At 61.1% G+C, this 26,532-nt stretch carries 29 protein-coding genes and 1 pseudogene; 16 read left to right on the top strand and 14 right to left on the bottom strand.

Translation table 11 applies throughout. The annotated features are described in order from the left end of the window. Positions 1-91: 91 nt before the first annotated feature. The 10 genes from IVB47_RS15850 to IVB47_RS15895 form a co-directional block, all read right to left on the bottom strand. Positions 92-373: a hypothetical protein gene (locus IVB47_RS15850; protein WP_247462525.1), complete on the bottom strand. Its 282-nt coding sequence runs from the start codon at positions 371-373 to the stop codon at positions 92-94. Between the two features lie 17 nt (positions 374-390). Then, complete coding sequence (locus IVB47_RS15855) at positions 391-1,026, bottom strand: response regulator transcription factor (RefSeq protein WP_247462527.1); 636 nt, start codon at positions 1,024-1,026, stop codon at positions 391-393. A gap of 153 nt (positions 1,027-1,179) precedes the next feature. Beyond that, the gene (locus IVB47_RS15860) at positions 1,180-1,797 is read right to left on the bottom strand and encodes a response regulator transcription factor (RefSeq protein WP_247462528.1); all 618 of its coding nucleotides are present in this window, start codon (positions 1,795-1,797) and stop codon (positions 1,180-1,182) included. Between the two features lie 109 nt (positions 1,798-1,906). Further along, positions 1,907-3,052, bottom strand: coding sequence for an ATP-binding protein (locus IVB47_RS15865; RefSeq protein ID WP_247462530.1), 1,146 nt, complete (start codon positions 3,050-3,052; stop codon positions 1,907-1,909). Positions 3,053-3,713: 661 nt separating this feature from the next. Next, on the bottom strand, positions 3,714-4,526 hold the full coding sequence (locus IVB47_RS15870; protein WP_247462532.1) for an outer membrane beta-barrel protein: 813 nt from the start codon (positions 4,524-4,526) through the stop codon (positions 3,714-3,716). Positions 4,527-4,738: 212 nt separating this feature from the next. Further along, on the bottom strand, positions 4,739-5,305 hold the full coding sequence (locus tag IVB47_RS15875; RefSeq protein ID WP_247397274.1) for a hypothetical protein: 567 nt from the start codon (positions 5,303-5,305) through the stop codon (positions 4,739-4,741). A gap of 95 nt (positions 5,306-5,400) precedes the next feature. Continuing rightward, on the bottom strand, positions 5,401-6,648 hold the full coding sequence (arcA, locus tag IVB47_RS15880) for an arginine deiminase (RefSeq protein WP_247462534.1): 1,248 nt from the start codon (positions 6,646-6,648) through the stop codon (positions 5,401-5,403). 23 nt (positions 6,649-6,671) lie between these two features. Beyond that, complete coding sequence (locus IVB47_RS15885) at positions 6,672-8,105, bottom strand: basic amino acid/polyamine antiporter (RefSeq protein ID WP_247462536.1); 1,434 nt, start codon at positions 8,103-8,105, stop codon at positions 6,672-6,674. A 166-nt stretch (positions 8,106-8,271) separates the two neighbouring features. Further along, positions 8,272-11,385, bottom strand: coding sequence for an efflux RND transporter permease subunit (locus IVB47_RS15890; RefSeq protein ID WP_247462538.1), 3,114 nt, complete (start codon positions 11,383-11,385; stop codon positions 8,272-8,274). After that, complete coding sequence (locus IVB47_RS15895) at positions 11,382-12,491, bottom strand: efflux RND transporter periplasmic adaptor subunit (RefSeq protein WP_247435160.1); 1,110 nt, start codon at positions 12,489-12,491, stop codon at positions 11,382-11,384. Before IVB47_RS15895 ends, IVB47_RS15890 begins: the two co-directional genes overlap by 4 nt. 384 nt (positions 12,492-12,875) lie before the next feature. Here IVB47_RS15895 and IVB47_RS15900 point away from each other — a divergent pair, with 384 nt between their 5' ends. The 8 genes from IVB47_RS15900 (at position 12,876) to IVB47_RS15935 (ending at position 18,164) form a co-directional block, all read left to right on the top strand. Continuing rightward, entirely contained in the window at positions 12,876-13,070 is a 195-nt protein-coding gene (locus IVB47_RS15900) for a DUF3551 domain-containing protein (protein WP_247356387.1), read from the top strand. Between the two features lie 92 nt (positions 13,071-13,162). Beyond that, entirely contained in the window at positions 13,163-13,858 is a 696-nt protein-coding gene (locus tag IVB47_RS15905; protein ID WP_247462539.1) for a Na+/H+ antiporter subunit E, read from the top strand. After that, entirely contained in the window at positions 13,851-14,141 is a 291-nt protein-coding gene (locus IVB47_RS15910) for a monovalent cation/H+ antiporter complex subunit F (protein ID WP_247356195.1), read from the top strand. The genes IVB47_RS15905 and IVB47_RS15910 overlap by 8 nt, the downstream gene beginning before the upstream one ends. Continuing rightward, positions 14,138-14,428 (top strand): monovalent cation/H(+) antiporter subunit G, encoded by a 291-nt coding sequence (locus IVB47_RS15915; RefSeq protein ID WP_247397259.1) that lies wholly within the window; start codon positions 14,138-14,140, stop codon positions 14,426-14,428. Before IVB47_RS15910 ends, IVB47_RS15915 begins: the two co-directional genes overlap by 4 nt. Beyond that, complete coding sequence (locus tag IVB47_RS15920; protein WP_247462541.1) at positions 14,425-15,366, top strand: hydrogenase subunit MbhD domain-containing protein; 942 nt, start codon at positions 14,425-14,427, stop codon at positions 15,364-15,366. Before IVB47_RS15915 ends, IVB47_RS15920 begins: the two co-directional genes overlap by 4 nt. Next, a complete protein-coding gene (locus IVB47_RS15925) occupies positions 15,366-15,707 on the top strand; it encodes an NADH-quinone oxidoreductase subunit K (RefSeq protein ID WP_247463185.1) in 342 nt (113 codons plus the stop codon). The genes IVB47_RS15920 and IVB47_RS15925 overlap by 1 nt, the downstream gene beginning before the upstream one ends. Next, positions 15,707-17,479, top strand: coding sequence for a proton-conducting transporter membrane subunit (locus IVB47_RS15930; protein ID WP_247462543.1), 1,773 nt, complete (start codon positions 15,707-15,709; stop codon positions 17,477-17,479). The genes IVB47_RS15925 and IVB47_RS15930 overlap by 1 nt, the downstream gene beginning before the upstream one ends. Before the next feature lie 181 nt (positions 17,480-17,660). Beyond that, on the top strand, positions 17,661-18,164 hold the full coding sequence (locus IVB47_RS15935) for a DUF1269 domain-containing protein (protein ID WP_247397250.1): 504 nt from the start codon (positions 17,661-17,663) through the stop codon (positions 18,162-18,164). A gap of 5 nt (positions 18,165-18,169) precedes the next feature. Here the strand turns inward: IVB47_RS15935 and IVB47_RS15940 are convergent, their stop codons facing one another. Continuing rightward, on the bottom strand, positions 18,170-18,880 hold the full coding sequence (locus IVB47_RS15940; protein WP_247462544.1) for a Bax inhibitor-1/YccA family protein: 711 nt from the start codon (positions 18,878-18,880) through the stop codon (positions 18,170-18,172). A gap of 603 nt (positions 18,881-19,483) precedes the next feature. On the opposite strand from IVB47_RS15940, the gene IVB47_RS15945 reads away from it, so the two are divergent. From IVB47_RS15945 to IVB47_RS35385, 5 genes and pseudogenes are all read left to right on the top strand, one after another. Next, positions 19,484-20,923: a basic amino acid/polyamine antiporter gene (locus tag IVB47_RS15945; RefSeq protein WP_247462546.1), complete on the top strand. Its 1,440-nt coding sequence runs from the start codon at positions 19,484-19,486 to the stop codon at positions 20,921-20,923. A 304-nt stretch (positions 20,924-21,227) separates the two neighbouring features. Then, a complete protein-coding gene (locus IVB47_RS15950) occupies positions 21,228-22,364 on the top strand; it encodes an AI-2E family transporter (RefSeq protein WP_247462548.1) in 1,137 nt (378 codons plus the stop codon). Next, positions 22,351-22,953, top strand: a complete 603-nt coding sequence (locus IVB47_RS15955) for a hypothetical protein (RefSeq protein WP_247397236.1) — start codon at positions 22,351-22,353, stop codon at positions 22,951-22,953. The genes IVB47_RS15950 and IVB47_RS15955 overlap by 14 nt, the downstream gene beginning before the upstream one ends. A 45-nt stretch (positions 22,954-22,998) precedes the next feature. Then, positions 22,999-23,259 (top strand): annotated as a pseudogene (locus IVB47_RS35380) (DUF992 domain-containing protein); the annotation flags it as partial. A gap of 88 nt (positions 23,260-23,347) precedes the next feature. Beyond that, positions 23,348-23,440, top strand: coding sequence for a DUF992 domain-containing protein (locus tag IVB47_RS35385; RefSeq protein WP_253075191.1), 93 nt, complete (start codon positions 23,348-23,350; stop codon positions 23,438-23,440). A gap of 232 nt (positions 23,441-23,672) precedes the next feature. Here the strand turns inward: IVB47_RS35385 and IVB47_RS15965 are convergent, their stop codons facing one another. Together IVB47_RS15965 and IVB47_RS15970 are read right to left on the bottom strand one after the other, a co-directional pair. Next, a complete protein-coding gene (locus IVB47_RS15965) occupies positions 23,673-23,876 on the bottom strand; it encodes a hypothetical protein (RefSeq protein ID WP_247462550.1) in 204 nt (67 codons plus the stop codon). Between the two features lie 102 nt (positions 23,877-23,978). After that, the gene (locus IVB47_RS15970; protein ID WP_247462552.1) at positions 23,979-24,128 is read right to left on the bottom strand and encodes a hypothetical protein; all 150 of its coding nucleotides are present in this window, start codon (positions 24,126-24,128) and stop codon (positions 23,979-23,981) included. A gap of 756 nt (positions 24,129-24,884) precedes the next feature. Between IVB47_RS15970 and IVB47_RS15975 the strand changes: the two genes are divergently transcribed. The 3 genes from IVB47_RS15975 (at position 24,885) to IVB47_RS15985 (ending at position 26,340) form a co-directional block, all read left to right on the top strand. Next, entirely contained in the window at positions 24,885-25,457 is a 573-nt protein-coding gene (locus IVB47_RS15975; RefSeq protein ID WP_256467861.1) for an HdeD family acid-resistance protein, read from the top strand. 370 nt (positions 25,458-25,827) lie between these two features. Next, positions 25,828-26,070, top strand: a complete 243-nt coding sequence (locus tag IVB47_RS15980; RefSeq protein ID WP_247462556.1) for a hypothetical protein — start codon at positions 25,828-25,830, stop codon at positions 26,068-26,070. 54 nt (positions 26,071-26,124) lie between these two features. Then, entirely contained in the window at positions 26,125-26,340 is a 216-nt protein-coding gene (locus IVB47_RS15985) for a hypothetical protein (protein ID WP_247462558.1), read from the top strand. Here IVB47_RS15985 and IVB47_RS15990 read toward each other — a convergent pair. After that, a complete protein-coding gene (locus tag IVB47_RS15990; protein WP_247462560.1) occupies positions 26,337-26,495 on the bottom strand; it encodes a hypothetical protein in 159 nt (52 codons plus the stop codon). The genes IVB47_RS15985 and IVB47_RS15990 overlap by 4 nt on opposite strands. Between the last annotated feature and the right edge of the window lie 37 nt (positions 26,496-26,532).

The raw sequence follows: 26,532 nt of genomic DNA on the forward strand, positions 1-26,532 counted from the left end.
CCGTTCCGACGAGATGGTCTCGCGGCTCGGCGCCTGCGCGGTCAATCAGGCCTGGATAACCTCGTACGTCAGATCGAAATGCTGGCCGTGCTCACTTCTCCGGTGGGCGCAGCGGCCCGTCCGCCCAGTTGCGCGCCGTAGGGTCGCGCAACGGGTCGTCGTCGCATTTTGCGCAGGTGTAGCGCAGCGGCCCCCTCGCCGGTTCGTCGGGCAAAACCCTCATCGGCCTGCCGCACTCGGCGCAAGCCTGTCGTATCGAATACAGCCCTGCCAATTTATCTCCCCGCGTCAGGCCCTGCTTCACTGTTCGGACGTCGCGCCTGAAAGCTAGTTTCAAACGACGGGATGCGCGTCGGTTGTCGATGACGAACAAGACGACTCCCTCGACACTCATGGCTCGACTAGTTTCTTGCGGATCGCGTAGCGAACAAGTTCCGCCGTAGAGGACATCCCAAGCTTGCGCATCGCCGCAGCACGGTGCGTCTCGACGGTCTTTACGCTCAGCTTCAAGATGCAACCGATCGATTTGTTCGTATGTCCCTCCGCGATGAGCTGGACCACACTCTGTTCCCGCGATGTGAGCAGTACGCTCGATCTATTTTGCTTGTTGATCTGATAGTTGCGTAGAAGCTTCTCAAGCAACACGCCCGTGAAGTAAGGCCTGCGTTCGAGCAAAGCGTCGATGGCGGACAACAGGTGCTCCTTCGCGTCGGATTTGAACAGAAAGCCACGCACGCCAGCCAGAATAGCCTCCGTCAACAGCTCCTCGCTCTCATGCATCGTCAGAATTAACACTTCGACGCACATGTGCATTGCACCCAGGCGGCGGCTGACTTCTAGCCCATTCATGACGGGCATAGAGTAGTCGGCGATCAGGATGTCCGGACGCGTCTCAACCGCCATAGCTAGTGCCTGCTCCCCGTCACAAGCCTCGCCGCAAACGATCCAATCAGAGCGCAGTTGGACGATCGCGCGCAGTCCCGACCGTACAACCTCATGATCATCCGCAATAACGATGCGCTTCACGGCGGCGCTCCCGCATGTTGACCCAGATCCTATCGGGCGATCAACGGAGATGACCGGCAGCCAAGTCGGCCGACTGTATCGGCCATCTTTCGGAAAGTTATCCGACAAAACCCTGAAACTGGGTCGCGGATGTCCCCACCGCATGGTGGTCGATCAGTCGGCAACCAGTTTGGCGCGAACCGCGTAGCGAACTAGGCCGGCAGTCGAATTCACGCCGAGCTTACGCATCGCGGCGGCGCGGTGAGCCTCTGTCGTCTTCACGCTGAGGTTCAGGATAGCGCTGATGCCCTTGTTGCTATAGCCATCCGCAACCAGCTTGACGACCAGCTGCTCGCGGGGGGTCAGCCTAGTTCCGCCACCCGGTTGGCCATCGAGAACGTCCAACCCGCTCCCGATACCGAATGATTTGTGGACCAGGAGCGACTCGACAGCAGCAATCAGCAGCTTGCTCGCATCCGACTTCGACAAGAACGCGCGGGCGCCGGCCAGATAGGCCTGCTGCGCCAACAGGCCAGAGTTGTGAACGGTAAATATCAGAACCTCGATGGGAAGCGAGAACTCCCTGATCCGCCGGGTTACCTCGACCCCGGTCATGCGCGGCATGGAGAAATCGAGGATGGCAACGTGCGGCTTGCTCTCGATCGCGGCAGCAACCGCCTTTCTGCCGTCGCTCGCCTCCGCCACAACTTCCCAATCAGCACGTTGCGCAAGCACCGCGCGGATACCGGAACGGACGGCCTCATGATCATCCGCGATCAAGATTCGCTTCATAGCACGCGCTCCTGCTTCGAACGCCGCCGTATCGAGTGCCAGACCCGAAGGTCGCATCTGAGGGCGACGATCGTCCATAAACCTGTTCAAGCGCTTGCCTTGGTTTATATCATTGCAAGGGCAAGCGCCGCCTGCGCCGCTTTGCCTCACTCGGCAGCGGGAATACCGCGTACAACATCGTCCCGGAGCTTTCAGGATTGGATCGGATCTCGAGACTGCCGCCAAGATGCGCAAGCCTTGATCTCATGGCGGGAATGCCGACACCCATCATGGTCGTTCCGAACCGATTGGCACGGTGAGCCGGAAAGCCGCTTCCATTGTCGCTTATTGTCAGCTGAAACTGCTCGCCTGTCACTTTGGCGAGCAGTTTGACCTCTGTCGCCTTTGCGTGCCTGAATATGTTCGAGAGCCCTTCCTGAATGACCCGCAGCAACGACCTTTGTATCTCGTATGACAACCGATCCACGCCGGCGTCGACGTCAGTCTGGACACGCAACGCCGTCCGCGCCGCAAAGCCGCAGGCGTAGCACTCGATGGTCGCCTTCAATCCCTCTGCCACCACGTCCTGGGGATGCATCAAATACGTCAGGGAGCGGATCTCTCTCAGAGCACGGTCAATCGATGCATCGACAAGCTCGCAAAGTCTGTCCACACCATTTGCCGGGCCGACGCAGGTGCGAATACGCACCAGCCCAAGACTCGCGGCGACAAGATGCTGGCATGTCGAATCGTGAAGCTCGGAGGCTATCCGCTGCTGTATATCCTCCCGCATCGAAGCCAAATCGTCAGCTAATCCGGCCGGTTCATCTGACTCGTCTTGATCAAATTCCTCAGGAAGAATGCGATGTCGACCAACGAGCAGAGCGATCACGCCCTTCTCGGGTTCGGTAACGGGGAACACGATCGTTTCGACCTCGCGTCGCAGCCCGCCAAGCGTCAAGCTGTGATGAATTCGAACTTCAACCTTGTCTTCCACGCACGTCCGCAACACCTCGCAAATGCTTTCCGAATCTTCGCTCGACCAGCATTGAAAGATACCGAGCCCAGACACATTGCCCGACGGCAGTCGCAGAAGCGCCGCGCAGGCACTATCCATCCCATCGTATGCGAATTTACCCCCCCGCAGTGGGCGCACTACAAAAAGAAAATCTTCCCAAGGGCCCCGATCAGGGCGATTGCGGGCTTCCCCAAAAGGCAGGCGCTGCGGAGCGCCATGTGAATTCAACAAGCTCGCACGCGGGCTGTACGGCTTCATTCCAGGCACCCTTTTTGGCCTGCCTTGAAAGCCAACTTTGGGCGAGTGATGATCGACCTAGCTAATCACCAGCTCAGCGCTCCCAAGACGACGCGACCTACACAACATCCCTAAGGGATGATCTACATCATGCTCCTCGTTTTTCATACAACCAAGGGGTTAATTCCGAATACTTCGAAACCTGCGCATGACTGGCATGAGCTAACGGCGTACCAGTTTGTCCCGCTTGTTTTCGAGTTATTGTTAAAAGAAGAGACAATGATGACGAGATCATTCGTCGTTCGGACATGCGAACAACGTCGCATACTGGCTCAAGCTGCAAACGACGGGACGAGAGATGAGGAAAGGTAGCCGGCATCAGGTCGCACAGCTGCCGACCTGCAGCGCAACAAGGATTATCCACCACTACCGGCGGCAGGACCCGACTTCTTCTTCGGCCGAGAGATCGGAGGATTCTGTGGCGGCGGCGCAATCACCAGGGGATGCGCTGGCACCCGAAGTCGGTTTTCCCCAAGGTCATCCCTCAGTGCGTCGGTGTCCATACGCTGGCTTCGGTCGACGGAGTCACGAGGATCCGCCGCTGCGGCGCTCGCCGCCATGATCCCGAAACTCATTCCCAGCAGGACGGACAGGCGTCTCGCAAGCATTCTCAGATACCCTCTCAAAAGGCAAAATCGAGCCGCGGCCCGACCCGCAGATCTCTGTAGTTCCGCGGCGGAACGTTGGACGTCCGCGCTTCGTAGAGCACGGTGGTGGTGAGCGACAGATTGCTGGCAAAATTATACTTCAACCCTATGTCGGCCGAATAGAGCTGGTCCCGCCGCCCGGAATTCAATCCATCGGTGAACCAGTAGGCTTCGAACAAAGGCGCGCTCACAATCGACCATTTCGGATCGAGTTTGACCTCAATGCCAAGAACGGCATCAAAGCGCCAGCGGCGGGCCTCGGCCAAATCAGAAAAGCGGTAAGTCAGCAGCCACAATGGCGACAGCGTTACATTCGCAACCTGGAAGTCACGAGCCACGGAACCCATCACGTCATGCGAGGTGAACGCGAGGTCGCGATAGACGCCGTCGAAGTCGTAGCGGTTCTCGTAGATCGCGGAGAATCTCCAGCCGTTCCAATTTTCGGTCAACCGCCCACCCAAGCGCGCGATCCCAAAATTGCTGTCCTTCTCCGTCGCGTAAGCTTCGTATTGCGCACGCGCATAGAGTCTATACGACAGATCTGCTGTCAAATAGCCGTCCAGCCTGGCGCTGATATCGGGCTCATAATAGGCATCTGATCTGCGATTGTTGCGGCTGAACAGGGCGTTGTCAGTAAAGGTTGGCGAGACCGAGCCAACGATACTCCAAGAAGGCGGAGCGAGCGGCGGCGGATCCGCCTTGAAGTCCCTCAGATCCACGTCAGCTGCAAGCGCGGCAGTCGAACCAAAGAGTCCAATCATCTGCAAAAGAAATCCAGATACACGCATCCGAATCCTCGAGATTGTCGGCCCTGCCCCAACAAGCGAGCACGATAGGCTTGACCTATCGATTGTCAACCCGCACAAACAATGCTCGCAGAGATTGCGGCCGCCTGTGACAGAGAGAGCACGCGAATGGGTGCGCAATTGCTCAAGGGCGCGCAGAAAAGATCGACAGGCAGTCCTCATAGCGGTGCTTCCTTGATCGGCGTGCCGCGTCACTAAGCGGGCTCCGAAACGGCAGCCACGACAACTACGGCAGCCGAGAGCCGTTCGAAAAGCCGCCGCTGCTCCACGATCGCGGGCCAACCGTAGAGAAAAATTTCTGACGGCTTCCAGATCGCCACCCAGCCCAGAATCAAGAAGCTTTCCCTCAGAATGTCCGGGAGAGGTCCATCTCCAAGGACCAGGCCCGCCAGCCATCCAACCGCAAGACAGCTGGAGAGGATCGCAACGCCTACGATCAGCGAGCGGCGCCCTGACTTGAATAGAACTTGCAGCTCTCTCGATTTTTCGTGAGCGCGCAGCAGGAAATGCTGCGCCACGGCCGGAGCCAAATCCGGCACGATCGCATCCAAGGAGCCCGCCCAGGCTAGATGAATCACGATTTGGATGGGAGCGGCTTTCGCGATATCTTCAGCCTGGTCGGCGATGTATCGCTCTGCCTCGGTTGCGAGCTCCTTCTCGCGAAATGGCGCCGGATCAAGTGTGTTGAACAGTTGCAGCGGATTGGAAAGTTTGATGACGATCCTGCCGAGACCTGCGTTGCTCAAAGCGTGCACTTGCATGTGTGTCACTTCCGGCAGTCGCCGAGGAGGCGGCTGCCCCGGAGTTCCAGGTCCGCGAAGCTTGTCGTCGCACCAGAGTCCCTACCCCTGCCTTGCTAGTAGTCCACGGCGTCGCGGATTATCGGGCAGGTCATGCAGTGACCACCGCCTCGACCCCGGCCCAGCTCCGCCCCCACGATGGTGATAACTTCGATACCTTCCTTGCGCAGCAGGGTGTTTGTGTAGGTGTTGCGGTCGTAGGCATACACCACGCCCGGCGACGCACAGACAAGGTTGGCGCCGCTGTCCCATTGTGTGCGCTCGCGCTGATAGTCGCTTCCACCAGCCTCGACTACGCGAAGTTTCTTGAGGCCGAGCGCTTCCTCGACGACGCTGACAAATGGCTTGTTCTCGGGGTGCAACTCAAGCCCGCTCGGGTGATCGCTCGGGCGATAGGAATAGGTGCGCGTCTGGTTGATGAAGTCGGGCGCGGTCAGGACGCAATCGCGGTCCGCGAACGTGAATACGGTGTCGAGATGCATGGCGGCGCGGATCTTGGGCATCGCCGCGACGATCACGCGTTCCGCCGCCTTCTTCTGAAACAGCGTCGCCGCGAGTTGGCTGATCGCCTGGCGAGACGTGCGTTCGCTCATCCCGATCAGCACAACTCCTTTGCCGATCGGCATCACGTCACCACCCTCCAGCGTAGCTAGCCCATGGTCGTGCGTGGGGTCGCCCCACCACACATTGACCTTGCCAGCAAAGTCGGGGTGGAACTTGTAGATCGCCGTCGCGAGGATCGTTTCCTCGTGCCTTGCCGGCCAAAAAAGCGAATTGAGCGTCACGCCGCCGTAGATCCAGCAGGTGGTGTCGCGCGTGTAGAGCGTGTTCGGCAGTGGCGGTAGCAGGTACTCGGTGGCGCCAGCCGCCTCCTTGACTATCTTGATCGCCTGGCCGCCATGCTCCTCGGGAAAGTCATGGATGGACAAGCCACCGATCAACGTTTCCGCCAGCTTGCGATTGTCCAAGCCTGCAAGGTAGCTTCTCAGTTCGTCGATGAAGCCGAGCCCGACCTGATCCGGCACAATCTGGTTGTCGAGAATCCACTTCTTGCCTTCGGGTACCGACATCGTTTCGGCCAGCAAGTTGTGCATTTCAACCACATCGACGCCTCGGTCGCGCATCTTGGTGACGAAGTCGAAATGGTCACGCTTGGCGTTCTCCACCCAGAGAACATCGTCGAACAGCAGCTGATCGCAGTTCGACGGTGTGAGCCGCTGATGCGCGCGACCGGGCGCGCAGACCATCACCTTGCGGAGCTGACCGACTTCCGAATGAACGCCGAAAGCTGGGGAATTCGCCATTGCTGGATCCTTTCGTACCGGGGCTAGATGCTGATGTAGCCGGTGGCGAGGCCATGGATACCGACGACGCATCCGATCACCGCTACCGCGAACAAGACCCACTCGGCCGGCGTGAACAGTTGTTTGCCCTGCTCATTCCGCGTGATGTAGTACAGGATGGTGCCGGGTGCGTAGATGATGAAGCCGAGCAGCAGGAATTTGGTCCCGCCGGCGAACAATAGGAATATCGTGTAGATCGTCGCCAAAACCGCGATGATGGTATCCTTGCGGAGGTCGCGTGAATCCTTCTCGTAGGTCTCCCTGCGATAGACCAGCATCAACGCGAACGCAGCGGACAAGAAATAGGGAATCAACGAAAGATGACTACATAGCGACAGCGCGAACGTGAAGGCGTCGTCGGAGAACAGCGTCGCGACGATCACCGCCTGAATCAGCAGCGTGGTCATCAGCAGCGCCGCCGATGGCACTTGATTGACGTTCTCTCGCGCCAGGAAGGTGGGCATATCCCGCTTCTTCGCTGCAACGGAAAGCACCTCGGCAGCCATCATCGTCCACGCCAGATAGGCTCCAAGAACCGAGACAATTACGCCGGCACCAATGAACACCGCACCCCATTGCCCAACCGCGGCCTCGAGCACGCCACCGACGGAGGGCTGACGAAGCTGCGCGATCTCCGCGCGTGGCAGGACGCCGTAAGCGAGTATCGACACCGATGCGAACAGCGCCAGCACTCCAAGGAATCCCGTGACGGTGGCGACACCCACGTCTTCGCGCTTCTCCGCGAACCGCGAATAGTTGCTGGCCCCCTCGATCCCTAAGAATACGAAGACGGTCACCAGCATCGTCGCCTTGACCTGCTCGAACAGGTTGCCGTAGTCACCCGCGGTGCCGCCCCACAGGTTGTCTGCGAACACCGATGGCTTGAGGAAGAAGATTGATAACACCACGAACAACAACAGCGGGATGATCTTGGCGACCGTGACGATCGCGTTGATTCCGGCTGCTTCCTTCACGCCGCGCAGCACCAGAAAATGGAACGCCCATATACCGACCGAGGAGATGAGCACTGCGGGCAACGTATTGCCCTGCCCCAGAACCGGAAAGAACGCGCCGAGCGTCGACTTGATCAGGATCCAGTACGAGACGTTGCCGACGCAGGCGCTGGCCCAATAGCCGAACGCGGAAAAGAAGCCGACGTAGGGCCCAAACCCCGCCCGCGCGTATGCGTAGACACCGGCATCCAGATCGGGCTTGCGGTTGGCCAAGGTCTGGAAGACGAAACACAGCATGAGCATCCCCGCTCCGGCGATGGCCCAAGCGATGAGCGCCCCGTAGATGCCGGTCGCCTGCGCGAAGTTGCGCGGTATCGAGAACACGCCGGCGCCGACCATGCCGCCCACCACCATGGCGGTCAGGGTCCGCAGCGGCAGCCTCTGGACGTCCGTTTTTGTGCTCATGGAGGCGTCCTAATCCTATGCATTTATCCACGACGAACGACGCGCGACGCCCGACGGGACACGATTTCTGCGTCGCACATGGCAACACCAGGCGGTCGGGGCGAACGGCGACTGGAATAGCTTCTCCGATCATCACAGACGCACGACGGTCGGCACATCAGGTTGACTACCTAGCCGAAGGTGAGGATTCCCCTATCCGGCTTTGCTTTCCCGATTCCGGAGTCTTGCTCAGCGCCGCGTCGATTGCCGAGTCGGTCGCGCCGAACCAGGCAACATAAATCGTCGGCAAGAAGACGAGGGTGAGAACCGTCGCAACCAGCAAGCCACCCATGATGGCGAATGCCATCGGTCCCCAAAACACTGTCGGCGCAATCGGAATCATCCCAAGGACAGTCGATATCGCTGTCAACATGATCGGCCGGAACCGGGAGCTGCTAGCGTCTACCGCGGCTTCCCAAGGCGACTTGCCGATCGCGCGCTCCGCGTCGATCTGACCGATCAGAATGACCGCGTTCTTGCTGATCATACCCAAGAGCGCAAGGACACCCAGGATGGCAACGAAGCCGAGCGGCCTCCCGGAAAGCATCAACGCGGCGACGACCCCGATCAGTCCGAGCGGCGCCACGCTGAGAACCATGAACAGCCTCGGGAAGCTCTGGAGCTGGACCATGAGGACCGTAAACATGACGAACAGCATCACTGGAACGACCGCCAGCACGGATGCCTGCGACTTTTGGCTCTCCTCTACCGTGCCGCCGACGACCACTCTGTACGATGGCGGAAGGGTCTTCTGGAACTTCTCGATGGCCGGCAACAGCGAGGCGACAACGCCTTCCGGCAATTTGTTACCGTCGATGGCAGCCTGGACCGTCAAAGTCGGAACGCGGTCCCGACGCCAGACGAGCGGGAATTCCTGGTCATATTCGAAGGAAGCAAATTGACTGAGAGGAACGGTCTGTCCGCCGCCCAGCGCTACTTGCAGGTTGCGCAGACTGTCCAGCGAGACCCTCTGCTCGTCAGTCGCGCGCGCCACCACGTTGACGAGATAGATATCATCGCGGACCTGAGTGACAGGCGTGCCCGTGATGACGGCGTTCAAAACGGTCGCAATCGCCTGTGAGCTCAGACCGAGTTGCCGCGCCTCGTTCTGGTCCACGCGAATACGGACCTGCCGGTCGGGCTCCATCCAATCGAAATTCGTTTGCTTGGTGTCCGGACTGGACGCGACGATCTGCCCGACCTGAAGCGCGATCTCGCGCACCCGTTCGACGTCTGGCCCGCTGACCCGGTACTGAATCGGCCAACCGACCGGCGGCCCGAGCTCGAGCGGCGAGACGAACGCGATCGCCTTGGGGAATTCTTCGGCCAGCGTTTTTTCTAGCTTCACATGCAGGCGATCCCGAGCGGCGACGTCCTTCGCGATCACCACGATCTGCGTGAAGAAATCGTTCGGGAGCTGGACGTTGAGGGGCAAGTAGAAGCGGATGGCGCCCCGTCCGACATAAGTGCTCCACCGAGCCACGTCGGGGTCGGTCGCAAGCGCCGCATCCAGGCGCTTCGCCGCTGCTTCGCTCGCGTAGATCGAAGCGTTCTGCGGCAGGCTGATATCGACCAGCAGCTCCGGACGATCCGATGACGGAAAAAACTGCCGCGGGATCAGCGGCATTGCAAGGACCGACGCGACGAAGAGCGCCAGGGAAATTGCGATCGTGAGCCATTTCGCGCGCATCGCCAAGGTCAGAAAATGCCGGTATATCCGGAAAATCCTGCCCGGGTCCGCCGACTTGCCCCGCTCGGGCGGGACAAGGATGGCGGCGCCCAATAGCGGCGTGAAAATGACCGCGACCATCCAGGACACCAGCAGCGCGATGGTGACGACCGCGAAGAGCGAGAAAGTGTATTCTCCAGCGGAGCTCGCCGCAAAGCCGACAGGAATGAAGCCCGCGATGGTCACCAGCGTGCCAGCGAGCATCGCCATCGCATGGGTCCGGTAGGCGAAAGTAGCCGCCTCGATCTTGCTCGCACCTTCCGCCAATTTGGTCAGGGTCGCGTCCGTCGTGGTCATGGCATCGTCGACCAGCAGCGCGAGCGCTATGATCAGCGCACCGAGCGATATACGCTGCATATCGATGCTGAGCAGTCCCATGATCGGCATAACGATAGCCAGCGTCAACGGTATCGCCAGCGCGATGATCAGGCCCGGGCGCACGCCCAGGCTGATGAAACTGACGACCATGATGATGGCGACGGCCTGCAGCAGCGAAACCATGAATTCTCGAATTGCGTGGTTCACCACGACGGGCTGGTCAGCGACCAGGCTGGGCTCGATGCCTATCGGGAGTCCCGCGGTAATCTGCGCCATCGCCTTGGTGATGTTCGCACCCAGCGCAAGAATATCCCCGCCATCCCTCATGGCGATTGCGAGTCCTATGGCCGGCCTTCCATTGACTCGAAACATCGGGTGGGGCGGGTCTGTGTAACCGCGACGCACCCGCGCGATGTCGCTCAGGCGGAGCATGCGCCCGCCCGCGGAAAAATTGATGCCGGCGATGTCCTGCTCGGACTGAAAGCCGCCGGACACTCGTAGCGAGATACTCTCGGCGCTCGTCTGTACCGTCCCGGCCGGGCGGACGATGTTTTGCGACTGAAGGGCCGCAATAAGGGCGGACCGATCGACTCCGAGTGCCGCGAGCTCCTTAGTGGAGAACTCGACGAAGATCGCTTCGTCCTGCTCGCCAAGGAGCTCGATTTTCGACACGTCGGGAACCAGCAGCAACTTTGAGCGGATCTCCTCGACTTGGTCACGCAGCTCGCGCTGGGTAAAACCGTCGCTCGTGAAGCCGTAGATGATCCCGAAAGTATCGCCGAATTCGTCGTTGAACCCCGGACCGATGACTCCGGCGGGCAGCGTATGGCGCATGTCACCGATCGACTTGCGCACGTGGTACCAAGTGTCCGTGACCTCTCTCGCGCTGGCACTACCTTTTAGATTTACGAATACGGTCGAGACACCTGCCCTCGTGAAGCTGCGAAGGAAGTCGAGATGCGGTGTTTCCTGCAGGCGACGTTCGAGGCGCTCCGTCACCTGCTTCATCGTCTCCTCTACGGAGGCCCCCGGCCAAGCGGCTTGAACGACCATCGTCTTGATGATGAAGGCCGGATCTTCGTTCCGACCCAGGCGGAAATAGAACAGACCGCCCGCGACCACCGCAATGATCATCATGTAGACGACGAGCGAGCGGTGTTTCAGCGCCCAATCGGAAAGATTGACCCCACTCATTGCTCTGATCCGAGAACCCGGACCTTCTGGCCAGGATGAAGTGCCTGCACCCCGGCGGTGACAATGACCTCGCCGGTATCCAGTCCTTGCGCAATCACCGCTTGGGCTTCATCGAACCGCAAAACGTCCACATTGCGCACCGAGACCGTACCGAGGGTGGGGTCGACGATCCACACCGCGGGACGTTGGTTCATCCTCGTCAGGGCGGAGGCCGGTATATCGATCATCGGCCCTGCGCTCGTGCTCACCCGCCCCACGACCGTCGCCCCAAGGCGCATCGCCGCCGGAGGATCGGTCAGGCCGACCCTGACCTCGAAGGTCCGAGTCACGGCACTGGCTTGCGCCGCAACCTCGCGCACGCGCCCCTTGGCGTTAATCGCCGGATCATCCGCAAGGCTGACATCGACCTCCGGCTCGGCTGAAGCTGACCGGACCAACTGGGAAGGCACGTCGAAGACAGCATCGCGACCATCTTGGCGCGCGATTCTCGCGATCATCTGTCCCGCCTGCACCACTTCGCCAGCTCCCGGGCCGGTCGCAGTAATCACCCCGGGCGCGTCGGCCTTCAGTTCCGTGAACCCGACCAAGTCATGCGCGGAACTGAGTGCCGCTTCGGCGGCATCGACCTGCGATCGGGCCGTTTGCTGCGCTTGGGTCGCGGCATCGTAATTGACACGTGTGGTCCAACCCTGCGCCAGCAACGTCTCCTGACGATCAAAGTGATTGCGCGCCTGCGTCATTTGTCCCTGGGCCGCGGCGAGAGCCGCCTGCGCCTGGCGCAGCGCATTCAGCTCGTTCTGGGACTCCAATCGCGCTAGAACCTGGCCGGCCTTGACCCGGTCGCCGACCTTGCTGTCATTGCTCAAAAGCCGGCCGGATATCCGGAACGCAACATTCACTTCATCTTCTGCTTCGATCCGCCCGGAGAACGTCAGGGGTGTGGTGATCTTGCGCTTTTCAACGGTCGCTGTGCGCACAATTCGTGGCGCCGGCGGGTCATCCGCTGCGGTCTCTCTTCCGCAGCCTGCCAGCACAGGCGAGAGCGCCGCCACGAACGCAAAAGTAATGACGTGTCGAGGTGTGGAATGGCTGCCACGCGTAGACATGAGCTCTTCGTTCCGGAAGTGTGTGTCGCCAAGTAGATCGGCCTTCCCGAGGTCGCGGTATCCCGGTCTCGCCGCCGGCATTTTCGGCTAAGGGGTCCGCCGCAAACATCGGGAAATCTACCTGTTCATCCGGATGTAATCATGTGCGCGAGCATTCGTGCCTTGGGAGATTCCCGACAACCCGGTCAGGCAATCACCCGATATCGCCTGTTCGACTGGCGACACATGATGGGATTGTCAGGTGAAGCAGTAGCACCCTGCAATAGAGCCGTCCGCTACTCGTACTTCGCATGACCGGCAAGTAGCCGGGCTGATGCGAAACCGACTTGAACGATGACGCTTGAACGTGCCTCAAACCGCCGGATCAGGAGAATTCAAATGCGAATGTTTATCCTAGCCACAGCCGCAATTCTGGGAACGTTGGCGATTCTGCCAACGGCTACTCCGGCCAACGCGGCTGGATCATGGTGTTCGAAGAAACAGGGCATGACGCACTGTGGTTACTCAACTGAGGAGCAATGCCGGGCATCCAGGAGCGGACGAGGCGGAAGCTGCTTCCGGCGCCAGGCGTCACGCTAGTCTTGCGCGGGCTGAGCGGCACGATTGCGAAATCTCATCCAAGAAGGTGGCGCCGGACGAACGACTCGGCGGCACCTTCTGAACCATTCTGGATGACGATGTACCGCTACTCGCGGTCACGCCGAAGGCCGAAGATGGATCTCAAACTGCAGATCCCCAATGCGACGCTGCCGTCTGGGTCCGTCCTCATCAAACAGGCCGAGCCGGTCCCTCCGGACGCCCCGAAGCTCGGCAATGCCATGCGACGCCGATCGAGGGCTTCGAGCATGAGCGAATACTCGGGAAGACCAGACGAGCCGGCGCGAAACGCCTCCAGGGGCCGATGGTCGAGCGCGGCTTTGCGAGCGGCCGGGTTCGGCTGCCTCTGGCTGGTGCTCGCGGGCGCTCAGGTCGGAGACATTCCCGCGGCAGCAGCCGCAGTTGTCGCAGCGACCTGGACAAGCCTTTACTTTCTGGAGCCGAGCAGCGCGCGGCGTTCTCTTCCCGCCGTTGCCCGCCTGGTTCTGCTTTTCCTGTATCACTCGGTCGTAGCCGGGTTGGACGTTGCCGGCCGCGCGTTGAATCCGCGTTTGCCGCTTCATCCGGGCTTTCTAGCCTATCCGACCCAGCTATCCCGTGGCGTACGGCAGAACGTGTTCACGACGCTCACGAGCCTGTTGCCCGGGACGGTGCCAGCCGGAGAGGAGAGCGGCCATATCATCTATCATTGTCTCGACATCACTCAGCCGGTCCTCGCCGATCTCGCCGCCGAGGAAGCGGCGCTGGTCCGGGCGCTCTACAATGACTGAGTTCCTGACCGCAGCGGTCGGCCTGATCCTGGCACTGCTGGCGCTCGGCCTGGTATCGATCTTGCGCGGCCCCACCGACGCGGAGCGCATGATGGCCGCGCAATTGATCGGCACCGGGGGCATTGCCGTGCTGCTGCTGCTCGGCACTGTGACAGGCGTTCCCGCGTCGGTCGACGTGGCATTGATTCTGGCGCTGCTCGCCACTTTCGCGTCCATCGCATTCGTCAAGAAGGGGCTGTCCCGCCTCAACAGCGACGGGGCCGTTTCAACGGAGGACAAGTGAACCTCGTACGAGACATCGTGACGATTGCGTGCGTGTCGGCGGGCGCGTTCTTCTTCTTGGCTGGCACGGTCGGCCTCCTTCGGTTTCCCGACACTCTGACCCGGCTGCACGCCCTGACCAAGGCCGACAATCTCGGCCTGGGCTTCGTCGTGCTCGGGCTGCTTCCCCAAGCAGGAAACCTGCGGGAAGGGTTGAAGTTGATCAGCATCTGGGTGTTCGCGCTTCTTGCTGGCGCCACGGTGTCGCAATTGATCGCACGTACGGTACGTCGGAGCGGTGCCAGATGAGCATCGCAACGGCCTTCGAGATCGTCCTCGCCGCCGTGGTGCTGGGTCTCGCCACATGGACCATCGCGGTCCGCGAGACCTATCCTGCAACGGTGGGATTTGTCGCCTACGGACTCCTGGTTGCGCTGATCTGGGTTCGCCTCGACGCGGTCGATGTCGCACTGACCGAGGCCGCGATCGGCGGAGGTCTGGGCGGAGTCGTTCTGTTGGGGGCGGCTGCCCGATTGCGCGATGCCGAGGCGGTTACGTCTGAACGACCCGGCCAGGTCGTTCGCCTGAGCGCGGCCATATTGTGTTCCTTGACAGCGGCGGCGCTGGGCATCGCAATCCTGCTTCTGCCTGATCCGGCCCCCTCCCTTGCGCTGGCCGTCGTCTCGAATGCCGGCGCAACCGGACTGGCTAACCCTGTCACCAACGTGCTCATGGCGTTCCGCGGGATGGACACCATGCTCGAGAAGGTCGTGCTCCTGCTGGCCATCGTTGGCGTCTGGTCGCTTGCGTCGGACGGGGCTTGGGGTGGCCGTCCGGGACCCCGGCACGAAGCCGATCCAGATGGCGTGCTCGCCTTCCTCGCCCGACTGCTGCCCCCCGCGGGCATTGTCGTTGGCGTCTACATGTTGTGGACAGGGGCCGATCACCCCGGCGGAGCATTCCAAGGTGGCGCTGTTCTCGCGTCGATGTGGCTGCTGGCGATCATGGCCGGATTGACGGACACTCCACCAGTGAGCAGCCGAGGGCTGCGGGTTGTCCTGATGGCCGGGCCCGGCCTGTTTCTTCTCGTCGGCCTTGGAGGATTGTTTTTCGCGTCGGCGTTCCTGGCCTTTCCGGATGAGTTCGCAAAGCCCCTGATACTCGGCATCGAGATCGCGATGATTTCGACAATCGCGGCGACTCTCGCCCTGTTGCTCGCAGGCCCACCGGAAAGGAGTCCACGATGATGAGCAGCGCAACAGTGTTTGGAATGTGTGCCGCCGCGTTGGTTGGGCTTGGGCTGTACGGCCTGATTACGAACCCGCAACCGCTCCGCAAGATCCTCGCATTCAACCTGATCGGCAGCGGCGTGTTTCTTCTGTTCGGCATCGTCGGACGCAGGGGCGCTGGGGCGAGCGTTGGCAACGACCCGGTGCCACAGGCACTGGTGATCACGGGCATCGTGGTCGCCTTTTCCGCAACTGCCCTGGCGATCGCCTTGTTGCTCCGGTTGTTCGACACCGCGGGCTCCACTACGCTCGGCAATCCCGCACCGACGAGCCTGCACTCCGATTCACCCGGTGACTGATGCTGCCCGCTGCCCCCGCACCGGCAACGACCGCGTCTGGCTTCTTGCTGGTGCTGTCAATCGTCGTACCCGTCGCGGCCGTGCTGCTTGCGTTCGCTCTCGGCGACCGCCGCGTCCGGCAAGTCGCCTTTGCCGTAGTACCGATCGGGTCGGCAATCGTCGTAGCAGTCGGCCTGGCCTTGCCGGCAGGCGACGGCGTCCTCGTCTATCTGCTCGGCGCATGGCCACCCCCCCTGGGCGTGGCGCTGCGCGCGGACGGTTTCTCGGTCGTGATGCTCGCCACGACGGCAATCGTGATCTGCGCAGTTGCCCTCTATGCTGCGACAGAATTTCGTCCTTCGGCAGCGGACGCGCGCGCGCCCTTCGCATTCTGGGTTCTGTTGCTGGCGATCTGGGCGGCGCTGAACACGATCTTCGTGGGCGGTGATCTCTTTACGCTCTATGTGGCGCTGGAATTGCTAACATTCGCCGCCGTGCCGCTGGTCTCCCTCAGGGGCGGGGCAGAAACGCTTCAGGCTGCGTTGCGTTATCTTCTCTTCGCATTGCTCGGTTCGATCCTCTACCTGATGGGTACGGCCCTGCTCTATGGCGTGTACGGCACGCTGGATATCGAACTGCTGTCTCGGCGCCTTTCTGGAGGGGTCGTCACGCTCCTCGCGGCGGCATTGATGACGACCGGCCTTCTCGCCAAGACCGCGCTCTTTCCGCTGCATCTCTGGTTGCCACCCGCTCACGCTGGCGCGCCGGCCGCAGCGAGCGCGATCCTGTCCGGCCTGGTCGTGAAGGGTTCGTTCTTCATCCTCCTCCGGCTTTGGTTCAACGTTCTGCCGGGCCTGCCCGGGTATGCCGCCGCACAATTTCTCGCAGCGTTGGGAGCCGGCGCGATTCTGGTCGGAAGCATCGTGGCCTTGCGGCAGGAGCGCCTCAAGCTCCTCGTGGCATATTCGACACTGGCTCAAATCGGATATCTCTTCCTGATGTTTCCGCTCGCCCTCGACAGCTCGGGCCGGCTCGAGAGCGGACAGGCCCTAGCAGGCGGGGTGCTTCAGGCGGCCTCCCACGCCACAGCCAAGGCGGCCATGTTCCTGGCAGTCGGTTCGATCTATGTCGGGCTGGGTCATGACCGCATCACCGGGATACGGGGCGTCGCCCGGGCCCTGCCCTTGAGCGTCACTGCCTTCGGATTAGGCGGCATCGCAATGATGGGCATTCAGCCGAGCGGAGCGTCGCTTGCGAAGGAGCTCTTGCTTGAGGAAACGGCGAGGACGGGACAGTGGTGGTGGGCCGTCGTGCTCCACACTGGCGGAATGTTTACGACCGCGTATGTTCTGGTCGTCCTCTCGCATGCGCTTGCGCGTCCAGATCAATCCATCGTCCTTGTCCGCACTCCACACCGCAGCAGCGGTCTGGCGGCGCTTGCCTTGGCGCTCTGTTCGCTTCTGCTTGGACTCGTGCCTTGGGATACCTTTCTGCCGATCCCAGCTGGTGCGGCATCGAACCTGTTCGGATTCGGCGGGCTCGTCAAACTGGGCGTAACGATGCTGGGAGGTGGGGCGCTCGTCATCCTGCTCAGTCCATGGCCCCGTCCCGGCGGCCTTTCGGCGGGCTGGAAGACGCTGATGAGCATCATCGGTCCGTTCCGGCGCGTCTGTCTTGGATTTGGCAGTCTCGTTGAATGGGGCGACGACGTTCTCCGTCAATGGTCGAGCGCCGGCATATCCCTCCTGCTTTCCACATTGCTGCTCGCCGCGTTGATGTTTGGCGCCAATTAGACCAAGGCCGGGTCAAGCGGCATGATTAAGCCGAGGCAGGTCCGGGACATTCTCCCCGCGCCTGAGGGTTTTCTCGGATGCCGCGGCGGCAGCTCGCCGCTTATTCTCGACCCCGCACCGTGCGGTGGGCATCGGCCTTCCCGCCGGAGGCTGTCCCGGTTGAAACTCTCAGGAGGTCTCCATGTCTGATCTGGTCGCCATCGTGTACCCGAACGAAGCAAAGGCTGAAGACGTCCGGCAACGGCTGCTCAAATTGCAAAAAGAGTATCTGATCAGCATCAGCGACGCTGTCATTGCCGTGAAGACCGATTCCGGGACCGTGAAGCTCAACCAGCTCGTCAACACAACCGCGACTGGCGCGATCTCCGGAAGTTTTTGGGGGCTCCTGATCGGAGTACTTTTTCTCAATCCGATCATCGGCGTGGCACTGGGTGCAGCCTCAGGCGCGCTGGGAGGTGCTTTGTCGGATTTCGGCATCAACGACTCGTTCGTGAAGGAGCTCTCGGCTTCGCTCTCTCCCGGCAACGCCGCCCTCTTCGTCCTGATCAAGAACATGACAGCCGACAAGGTGCTCAACGAGATCAAGGACGCTGGCGGGGTCGTGCTGAAAACGTCTCTGGACGAGACCAAGGAGAAGATCCTGCGAGACGCGCTCGCCAGCACAGCGGAGCGACCGGCGGCCTGAGCCGCCTAGCGTCGCCCGCCCATCAGCCGCAAGAGCATCATGAATAGATTAATGAAGTTCAGATAGAGCGACAGCGCCGCGACCACCGACTTGCGGCCTGTCGCTGTCTCGTCGTCCCTATTGTCGTACATCGCCTTGATCCGTTGAGTATCGTAGGCCGTCAGTCCCGCAAACACTCCGACGCCGACGATCGAAATCAACCATTCGAGGCCTGTCGATCTCATGAAGAGGTTGACGACGCTGGCGATGACGACGCCGATCAGGCCCATGAACAGGAAGCTGCCCATCCCGGACAGATCGCGCCTGGTGGTATAGCCGAAGACGCTAAGTGCCGCAAACATTGCGGCTGCGATGAAGAAGACGCGCGTGATCGAAGCGCTGGTGTAAACGTGCAGGAGCGTTGAGAGCGAGACGCCAACCAAAGCGGCATACACGAAGAACAGCAGCCGTGCCGTTTCCGCCGACAGTGTATTGATGCGGGCTCCGATGAAAAACACCAACCCGAGCGGCGCCAGGATGAAAACCCACATCAGCGGGCTCTGAAGCAATGCCGGGCTCGTGAGCTGATAGGTCAACCATGCCGCAAGGGCCGTGAGACATACACCTGCGGCCATATAGTTGTAGATGCGCAGCATGTATGTGCGCAATCCAGCGTCCATCGCGAGCGAGCTGCCAACGGCTTCCGATATGGTCGCATTAGGATCATAGTTTGACATGGCTTCCTCCTCGCGTCTGATCGCAGGAACAAGCCAAGCTACTGGTCCGGCACTGTCGGGAACATCGGATGATCACCCTACTGCCGGGGGATACACTACCTATCTCGCGGGCCGCCGGCCCGCAGCTTTGTCGAAACGGGAAGCGCCCATCCGGCGTTCCTCATCCCTTTTGCCTAGATTCTTACACGTTTGTCACTGGAAGCAGGCGCTGCGCCAGCCTACTCGGTCTGGAATGCGCTACTTCTTTCACATCGTCGACAAATACGGCCTCTCTCCGGACGGGACAGGACATGAGCACTCGGACCAGGACGCAGCCGTTCTGCATGCCAGGTGTATTGCGGCAGAACTCGCTAAGGCTGGCGAGTTTTTCCGTGAAGGCCTGATACTGGTCGCTGCCGCTCCGGGGGCAGCGGACGCGGTAATTCCAAAGTGACCTCAACGCGGCGGTACGCTCGTCCGCAGATTCCATGCTTTCTCTTCTACAGAGAATCCCGGATGTCCGGAGGCGAGCGTCGGCTCTAAGGTCCGGACAAAGGGTGGCCGCCTATCCCGCTCGATTCCGACGGCGCGTCACTCCATCTCCGGCGGAAAGCCATTCTCGTCATGGCTCCTTCATCGAAACAAGTCGACACCAAGCTTTCGCGAAGTGCGCTCGTCGCACTTGTGGTCGGATCGATGGTTGGCTCCGGGATATTCGCGCTGCCCGCATCATTCGGACATGCCACGGGCGTCCTCGGAACGTTAATCGCCTGGGGCATCGCGGGCACTGGCATGCTGATGCTCGCTTTTGTTTTTCAGGCGCTGTCTCGCCGAAGGCCGGACCTGGACGCAGGCATCTATGCATACGCCAAGGCGGGATTCGGAGAGTATATTGGCTTCGCTTCGGCGGCCGGCTACTGGATCGGATGCTGCATCGCGGACGTCGCCTGTCTCATTCTGATCAAGGCGACAATCGGACAATTCTTCCCGATCTTCGGCGACGGAACGACGCCGGTGGCCATCGCATCAGCATCCCTCCTGCTGTGGTGCGTCCATTTCCTGGTGCTGCGAGGCATCAGGGAAGCGGCCACACTGAATACGGTTGCGACCTATGCCAAGATCATCCCGATCCTGCTTTTCATCGGCGTGGCGTTCATCGTTCTCGATCCCGATCTGATTTCCCGGAATTTTTGGGGGACCGAACAGCCGGGCGTGGCCGCGATTTCCTCACAGGTTCGAAGCACGATGCTGCTCACTGTGTTCGCCTTCGTGGGAATTGAGGGCGCCAGCGTGTACTCGCGCTACGCCCGTGATCGCTCCGATATCGGGTTTGCGACGGTCACTGGCTTTCTTTCCGTTCTCTGCCTTCTCGTAATGGTGACGCTGCTGTCCTACGGGGTGCTTCCGCGGCAGGAACTCGCGGACCTGTCGACACCGTCGATGGCCGGCGTGATGGAAGCGATGGTCGGGCGCTGGGGTGCGATCTTCATCAGCGTGGCCCTACTCATCTCGATCCTTGGCAACTATTTATCCTGGTCGCTGCTCGCGGCGGAGGTGCTGCATTCCGCGGCCATCAATCGTACGATGCCCCTGTTTCTGGCGCGCGTGAACGAGCACGAGGTTCCTGCCGGCGCGCTCTGGCTCACCAATTGCGTCATCCAGACCTTCGTTCTGGTCACCTGGTTCGCCGAATATGCATTCACCCTCGCCTTGAAGATGACCAGCGCGATGACGCTGATCCCGTATTTCTTGGTCGCGGCATACGGCCTCAAGCTATCGTGTCTTGGCCAGTCTTACCATGCAGGGGAGCGCGCCCGTGCCGTCGACGGGATCCGCTCGGCCGTCGCAACGGTCTACGCCATGGGCATGATATACGCGGGCGGCGCCACGTTCCTCCTGCTGTCCTCGATATTGTACGTCCCGGGAACGCTTTTGTTTTTTCTGGCCAAGCGCGAACGCAAGGAGGCCGTCTTCAAGCCTTTCGAGGCGATCATCTTTACTGCGCTCGCGCTCGCCGCTTGTACCGGCGTCTATGCACTGGCGACCGGAGCCATCTCGATCTGAAGTCTTGGTCAAGTGGAGGCGAACATGAATGTACGAGCCGTCTACGGCGCTTTGGCCCTGGCCGCGTCGGTTGCTACCGCGCAGCTGACCCTCGCCCGGGCAGAAACGACCGCCCCCGCCATATCCGCGCCCAAGCCTGCCGCTGCGACACCTGGGCCCGGCGCGGCGACCCCAAACACCAACACCAACCCGACAAAGCATCGCTACTGGCGGCATCGCGGCGGCTCTCATCCCCATTATGGCAGTCGCCGTATCCGTACTTAGGCTCGGCACACCGACCGCTTCGCGACCCGCGAGTTACCCCATGAGCGAGCTGAGGATTGGACCGGACCAACTACGCGACAACGCACCGCGCGAGGCTGCAGTCGTGGCACACGGGCAGCGCAGTCTTCTCGCTACCGGCCTGGCCCTGCTCGGGACCTGCGTGGCTCTCTTCCTGACCTGGAAAACCGTCTCCAGCCTCCTCGTCATTTTCGCAGGCGTCCTCTTCGCGGCTCTCCTGGATGCGGCCGCGAGGGCCACGGCTCCTGTCGTTCGACTCAATCGCATTTGGCGGCTGACCGTCGTGCTGCTGCTGCTCACGACAGCGGTCGGACTCGCGCTGGTCTGGGGGGCAGGAAAACTTCCGGAACAAACGCGCATTCTGCTGAAGGTCATGGACACCCAGTTAGACGTGCTGCAGCAGCATCTCTTGACCTACGGCGTCGATCTGCTCGGTCCGGAGTGGGGCCGCGATTTTGCGCAATGGTTGGTCTCTGATCAAGGCCGCTTCTTCAGCCACGCCCAGCGCGTCCTTGGCGGAGCATCCAGCTTTCTGGCTGGCGCACTCGTGATCCTGTTCCTCGGCATTCTCTTTGCTTTCGATCCTACCAGCCACCGCGAGAGCATCGTTCTGCTCGCGAAGCCATCGTGTCGCGCTCGGACGCGCGAAGTGATGGACCAGATGGGTAGTGTCCTGCGACTGTGGTTCGTGGGGCAACTGATCCGCGTTGTCCTAATGACCCTGTGCGTCTGGGCAGCGCTCTATTTAATCGGCCTGCCTGGCCCTTTCGTGCTTGGCTTGCAGGCGGGCTTCTCGAACTTCGTTCCGTATCTCGGACCGATCCTTGCCGCAATTCCGATCGCGCTCGTCGCGATGCCGCTCGGCGCATCGCTGCTGATCTGGGCCGTCGCCGTCTATACCATCATCCAGTCAATCGAGGGCTACGTAGTCGGCCCGCTGATCCAGCGCCAGGCCGTCGAAATCCCTCCCGCTTGGACATTGGTGGCAATCGTGCTGCTGGGTGCCATGTTTGGCGTAATGGGCATCGCGCTCGCCATGCCGCTAGTCGCTGTCGGCCGGGTGGCGATCATCAGGTTCTACGTCGAGGATTACCTCGGGGACGCCCCCCGGCGGATGGTCGACCAGCGCAATCTCGAGGTGACGCATGATCAAGCTTGAGGCTGAACGTATCGCCGGAACGATCACGCCGTCGACACCGTCGGGGATGACGCGCTTTTTATGGCAGCAGCTTCCTTACGTCGTCGCACTAGTTCTGGCTGTTGCGGGTGTCGCCTACACCAATGCGTCGCACCAGCCCCTGGTCGGCTATTGGGAGTTCCTCGCGCTTGCGATCGGCGTGGTGTGTGTCATCGACAAATGGCCCGACCTCGGTGGCAGGGAGGAGCGCTGGCGGCTAATCTGGACTCAGGCCCTGCACTGGGTCGCCGTTCTCGTCGCGATGAACATCATGCTAGTGTCCGGTGTTCAGCAGTTGCTGCCAACGCCCGCGACAAGCCTCGTTCTCCTCACATTGCTTGCCCTCGGGACATTCCTCGCGGGCGTCAGTCTGATGTCGATGCAAATAGCCTTTCTCGGCGTCGCCATGGGCATCACGGTCCCAGCAATCTCCTGGCTTCAGCAATCCGTGATCTTCTTCCTGCTGGGCGCCGTTTTGCTAATCGGCCTCGGCATCACCTTTTGGCTTCGCCGCCAGGATCAAGACACAAGCGGGTCCCCCATCAACACGAACACGGCAACGGAGGGTTGAATGCGAATTAGCTCGCTTGCCGCGGCCATCTGCGGATCCGCTGTCATGTACGTGCCTGCCACGCCCGCCGTAGCTGAGCCGTTCAGGGTGGGCAGACTCATCTGCGTCAGTTCACCGCGTGTGGGGCTCGTCCTGGGCTCGACGCAGGAGCTTCGTTGCGTGTTCACCGCGACGCGGCCACGCCAGCAGTACATCTATGAGGGCCGGATCAGGCGCGTCGGTCTCGACCTGGGCGTTACCAGCGCAGGATCTCTGTCCTGGACCGTCCTAGCACGAAATTCGCGGGTCGGACCGGGCACCTTGCGGGGAAATTATATCGGCGCGAGCGGCAACGTCGCGATGGGTCCCGGCCTCGGAGCAAATGTGCTCAATCGGAGGCTCTCGCCGCTCAATCATGCTGCAGCCCCTGTCCATCGAGCGGTCGATCGGATTGAACCTTGCAGCGGGGATCACCAATCTGACACTCGGCCCGCGCGGGCGCCGATAGATCGCAGCCGACGAAGGAGACCTCCATGGCTATATCATGCAAATTCGAGCGAAGTTTGGTGAGCCACGAAGAGTACGGTGCGATCCGGGCTTCCCATCATCCGGATATCTACGCTCTCGATCCGCCAGGTCTGGAGAAGCTCCGTATCCGCCTGCGGCAGATGCGCGACAAGGAGCAGACTCTGGTGAGACAGAAGCAACGTGAACGGAGAGGCAAGGCCGGACCACGCGGCTCAAGCTTTCCGGAAACCACCGAGCTCCGACTGCAGCGGATGCAGGTCTTCGCGGGCGCGCTCAAACGCCTGAACAAGGAGATAAGTCGCGTCCGGAAACTGGAAGCGCGTTCGGCGAATATTGATGCCGCTCGTCGCGCTCTCGCGATGCGGCGCAACGCCAACTTCACATCTTACCCGGCGGCAGGCGACGCGGCGAATCATGGGATGAATCCTCAGCCCAGCCGACGCCGCATGACTAGGATGTCCGGAAGGCGAATTGGCAGTATCTCACAGGCAACGAAAGCCTCTCAGGCTCGGCGCGATTCAAGACATTGATCTCTGCGAGCGCCCGTCAGCGGCAAGGCGCTCCGCGCCGCCGATGCAGTGAGCACAATAGGTTTTGGCGTTCGCAGAGCCGACGCTACACAAAATGAAGGTGAAGGCCAGAACGGGCGCCATTTTCGAAATGATCATGATTATCCTCCCTGTTGTTCGAGCGGCTCGACGGGCCGAAAGCATAATGCGGAGCCGCTTCACCTAGCGGCAGTATCGACTCGACACGCGGTGCGACCTTCCACTATGCGAGCGATACCAGCAGCTGCCGTTTCGCCAATAATAGCGATGCCAATGTTGATGTCGCCGGTGGGCACCGGCTATCGCTCCGGCCGTAGCTCCTATGGCAGCGCCGCGACGACCGCCGACGGCACCGCCAATAACGGCACCCCGAATTGCGCTCTGGCCAAAGGATTCACTCGAAGGGAGCATTCCTGCAAGTGAAAGGAGAATCACCAATAGCGAAAGCTTCCGCATCTCGCAGGCCCTTTCATTTATCAAGCGCCGGTGCAAGTGTGCGCTTTATTTGCTGATCGCAGCGCATGGCATATCACCGAGCGGTCAACGGATAAATCCGCACATTGCCATTCAAATCTGAGGGTTTTTGTGGATTACCTTCGTGGTCATTCATGCAACGGGCTCTCTCTACTCAGAGCCGAGCGACGCAGCGCTTGCTCGCAGAGTCGCCCATCTGACCTCCGCCTCGAGCGCTCCCTTCCCACACGATCTGTTCCGGCGCGAACCACCTGGACCCGCATCTGCGGCGCCAGGGAAGCACTTCTAGCAGGCTTCGGGACACCGCGCATATTCCTCCTGACACATTCAGGGTTTCATCGGATGTCAGCATTGCGCGGCTGCGACTAGCGTTCCGTGGCGCTAACTGGATTAGTCGCCGGAATGCGGGAGGATGGCGTGGCCACATACGACAGCAGCCCCCACGTTAGAACCTTTGGTCCTCGCTCCCGGTGGACATGCGCGCTCCTTGGTGTCGTGATGATCGCGGCCGGCGTCTTGGCGCTGGGCGACATCGTGTTCGCGACGATCATCAGCGTCAAGCTGATCGGGCTTGCCGCAATTCTTGTCGGCGCGTTCGAGATCACCCACGCGTTTTGGACAAAGGGATGGGGCGGATTCCTTTGGCAGATCCTGCTCGGCATACTTTATCTTGCGTTCGGGTTGCTGCTGCTTATGCAGCCGGCGGCCGGTGCCCTCATCCTGACCTCGCTGCTTGGGGCGGTTCTGCTGGCATCGGGGATCATCCGGTGCGTGCTCAGCTTTGCACATTGGCAACAGGGTGGCTGGCTGATGCTGGTTTCCGGCGTCATCGGGCTGGTCGCCGGCTTCCTGATCGTGTTCGGCTTCCCGGCCATCAGCGTCTGGACGCTCGGATTCCTGCTGGGAGTCGATTTGATTTCGCACGGAGTGGCTTGGCTGCTCTACGCCCTTCAGACAGCGCGGCGAACCGCCTGACAAAGGAGACGAAAGATGATGGACACACCGAGCCGTCGGGCTTTTCTTGGCTTTGCCCAGAATGCCGTTGCTGCGGTGGCGATCGGCGCCGTCGGGGTTCGTTTCATTGAGGCCGCGGAAGCGATGCCGATCGCTCACGATCTCGGCCGGCCCAGCGAGCCACCAGACCTCCCGATGCAAACACAATGGGGACCGCCGTCTCGTCGTCGGGGATGGGGCCGGCCGCGCCGGCGCCGCTGGGTTTGCTGGTGGCATCGCGGTCGTCGCCGCTGCGGATGGCGATGGCACTAGGATCGCAACGCGCGCAATCCGCCGACAGCAGATTTGTCACGAAGCCCGCGCCAGCCCTAATCAGACGAAGGAGGCAGCTTTGCGCATCACGAATCGATGGGTCGTTGGGACCCTTCTGGCAGCTCTTCTCGTCGCGGCAATCTGGTACTGCGTGGCCGTATGGCAGGCAACGCCATCCATGCCGCTTTACCGCAACGTCATCCTGGGAGGCGCTGCAATCCTGATGCTGGTGACCGGCTGCGGCCTGATCGCGCTCATGTTCTACAGCCGCCGCAAGGGCTACGACGAACCCGCACGCAGCAATCGCATGCGGCGGGAGTAGCGAGGCACCGGTGAAGCACTGACCTGGCCCCAGGTCCGGTGCAAGGAGCGGATGATGACCCTTGCTGGTGTCTCGATCAGGCTCTTGGGGGCAACTCTCCTGATGGTCGTCGCCGGCGGAGCTGCCCAAGCCGAATCGACTCCGGCCACGCCACCCGCGGTCGGCATCGTGGAGGCGGCCAAGCGGCCGATCACCGAGAGCAGTGAATTTCTCGGGCGGATCGAGGCGATCAATCGGGTCACCCTTGTTGCCCGCGTCATGCATTACTAGAACGGCGCCTGATCGAGGAAGGCGCCGAAATCAGCAAAGGCGATGAGCTCTATCGGCTTGAGCGTGGTCCCTTCGAAGCGGATCTCGCGTCGAAACAGGCATAGGTGGTCCAGCTTGAGGCCACACTCGAGCAGGCGGCCATCCAGGGCGCACATTTGCGTTTCCGCGCGGTGATGATGACCTCGGTTGCCT

Source organism: Bradyrhizobium sp. 62 (assembly GCF_023073035.1).
Lineage (GTDB): Bacteria > Pseudomonadota > Alphaproteobacteria > Rhizobiales > Xanthobacteraceae > Bradyrhizobium.

What these genes read in the sequence shown, in the direction of transcription:
- IVB47_RS15860 (WP_247462528.1), bottom strand. Translation starts at nt 1,797, where the DNA reads ATGAAGCGAATCTTGATCGCGGATGATCATGAGGCCGTCCGTTCCGGT.
- IVB47_RS15865 (WP_247462530.1), bottom strand. Translation starts at nt 3,052, where the DNA reads ATGAAGCCGTACAGCCCGCGTGCGAGCTTGTTGAATTCACATGGCGCT.
- IVB47_RS15870 (WP_247462532.1), bottom strand. Translation starts at nt 4,526, where the DNA reads ATGCGTGTATCTGGATTTCTTTTGCAGATGATTGGACTCTTTGGTTCG.
- IVB47_RS15875 (WP_247397274.1), bottom strand. Translation starts at nt 5,305, where the DNA reads ATGCAAGTGCACGCTTTGAGCAACGCAGGTCTCGGCAGGATCGTCATC.
- arcA (WP_247462534.1), bottom strand. Translation starts at nt 6,648, where the DNA reads ATGGCGAATTCCCCAGCTTTCGGCGTTCATTCGGAAGTCGGTCAGCTC.
- IVB47_RS15885 (WP_247462536.1), bottom strand. Translation starts at nt 8,105, where the DNA reads ATGAGCACAAAAACGGACGTCCAGAGGCTGCCGCTGCGGACCCTGACC.
- IVB47_RS15890 (WP_247462538.1), bottom strand. Translation starts at nt 11,385, where the DNA reads ATGAGTGGGGTCAATCTTTCCGATTGGGCGCTGAAACACCGCTCGCTC.
- IVB47_RS15895 (WP_247435160.1), bottom strand. Translation starts at nt 12,491, where the DNA reads ATGTCTACGCGTGGCAGCCATTCCACACCTCGACACGTCATTACTTTT.
- IVB47_RS15900 (WP_247356387.1), top strand. Translation starts at nt 12,876, where the DNA reads ATGTTTATCCTAGCCACAGCCGCAATTCTGGGAACGTTGGCGATTCTG.
- IVB47_RS15905 (WP_247462539.1), top strand. Translation starts at nt 13,163, where the DNA reads ATGACGATGTACCGCTACTCGCGGTCACGCCGAAGGCCGAAGATGGAT.
- IVB47_RS15910 (WP_247356195.1), top strand. Translation starts at nt 13,851, where the DNA reads ATGACTGAGTTCCTGACCGCAGCGGTCGGCCTGATCCTGGCACTGCTG.
- IVB47_RS15920 (WP_247462541.1), top strand. Translation starts at nt 14,425, where the DNA reads ATGAGCATCGCAACGGCCTTCGAGATCGTCCTCGCCGCCGTGGTGCTG.
- IVB47_RS15925 (WP_247463185.1), top strand. Translation starts at nt 15,366, where the DNA reads ATGAGCAGCGCAACAGTGTTTGGAATGTGTGCCGCCGCGTTGGTTGGG.
- IVB47_RS15930 (WP_247462543.1), top strand. Translation starts at nt 15,707, where the DNA reads ATGCTGCCCGCTGCCCCCGCACCGGCAACGACCGCGTCTGGCTTCTTG.
- IVB47_RS15935 (WP_247397250.1), top strand. Translation starts at nt 17,661, where the DNA reads ATGTCTGATCTGGTCGCCATCGTGTACCCGAACGAAGCAAAGGCTGAA.
- IVB47_RS15940 (WP_247462544.1), bottom strand. Translation starts at nt 18,880, where the DNA reads ATGTCAAACTATGATCCTAATGCGACCATATCGGAAGCCGTTGGCAGC.
- IVB47_RS15945 (WP_247462546.1), top strand. Translation starts at nt 19,484, where the DNA reads ATGGCTCCTTCATCGAAACAAGTCGACACCAAGCTTTCGCGAAGTGCG.
- IVB47_RS15950 (WP_247462548.1), top strand. Translation starts at nt 21,228, where the DNA reads ATGAGCGAGCTGAGGATTGGACCGGACCAACTACGCGACAACGCACCG.
- IVB47_RS15955 (WP_247397236.1), top strand. Translation starts at nt 22,351, where the DNA reads ATGATCAAGCTTGAGGCTGAACGTATCGCCGGAACGATCACGCCGTCG.
- IVB47_RS35385 (WP_253075191.1), top strand. Translation starts at nt 23,348, where the DNA reads ATGCTGCAGCCCCTGTCCATCGAGCGGTCGATCGGATTGAACCTTGCA.
- IVB47_RS15965 (WP_247462550.1), bottom strand. Translation starts at nt 23,876, where the DNA reads ATGATTCGCCGCGTCGCCTGCCGCCGGGTAAGATGTGAAGTTGGCGTT.
- IVB47_RS15970 (WP_247462552.1), bottom strand. Translation starts at nt 24,128, where the DNA reads ATGATCATTTCGAAAATGGCGCCCGTTCTGGCCTTCACCTTCATTTTG.
- IVB47_RS15975 (WP_256467861.1), top strand. Translation starts at nt 24,885, where the DNA reads ATGCGGGAGGATGGCGTGGCCACATACGACAGCAGCCCCCACGTTAGA.
- IVB47_RS15985 (WP_247462558.1), top strand. Translation starts at nt 26,125, where the DNA reads ATGACCCTTGCTGGTGTCTCGATCAGGCTCTTGGGGGCAACTCTCCTG.
- IVB47_RS15990 (WP_247462560.1), bottom strand. Translation starts at nt 26,495, where the DNA reads ATGTGCGCCCTGGATGGCCGCCTGCTCGAGTGTGGCCTCAAGCTGGAC.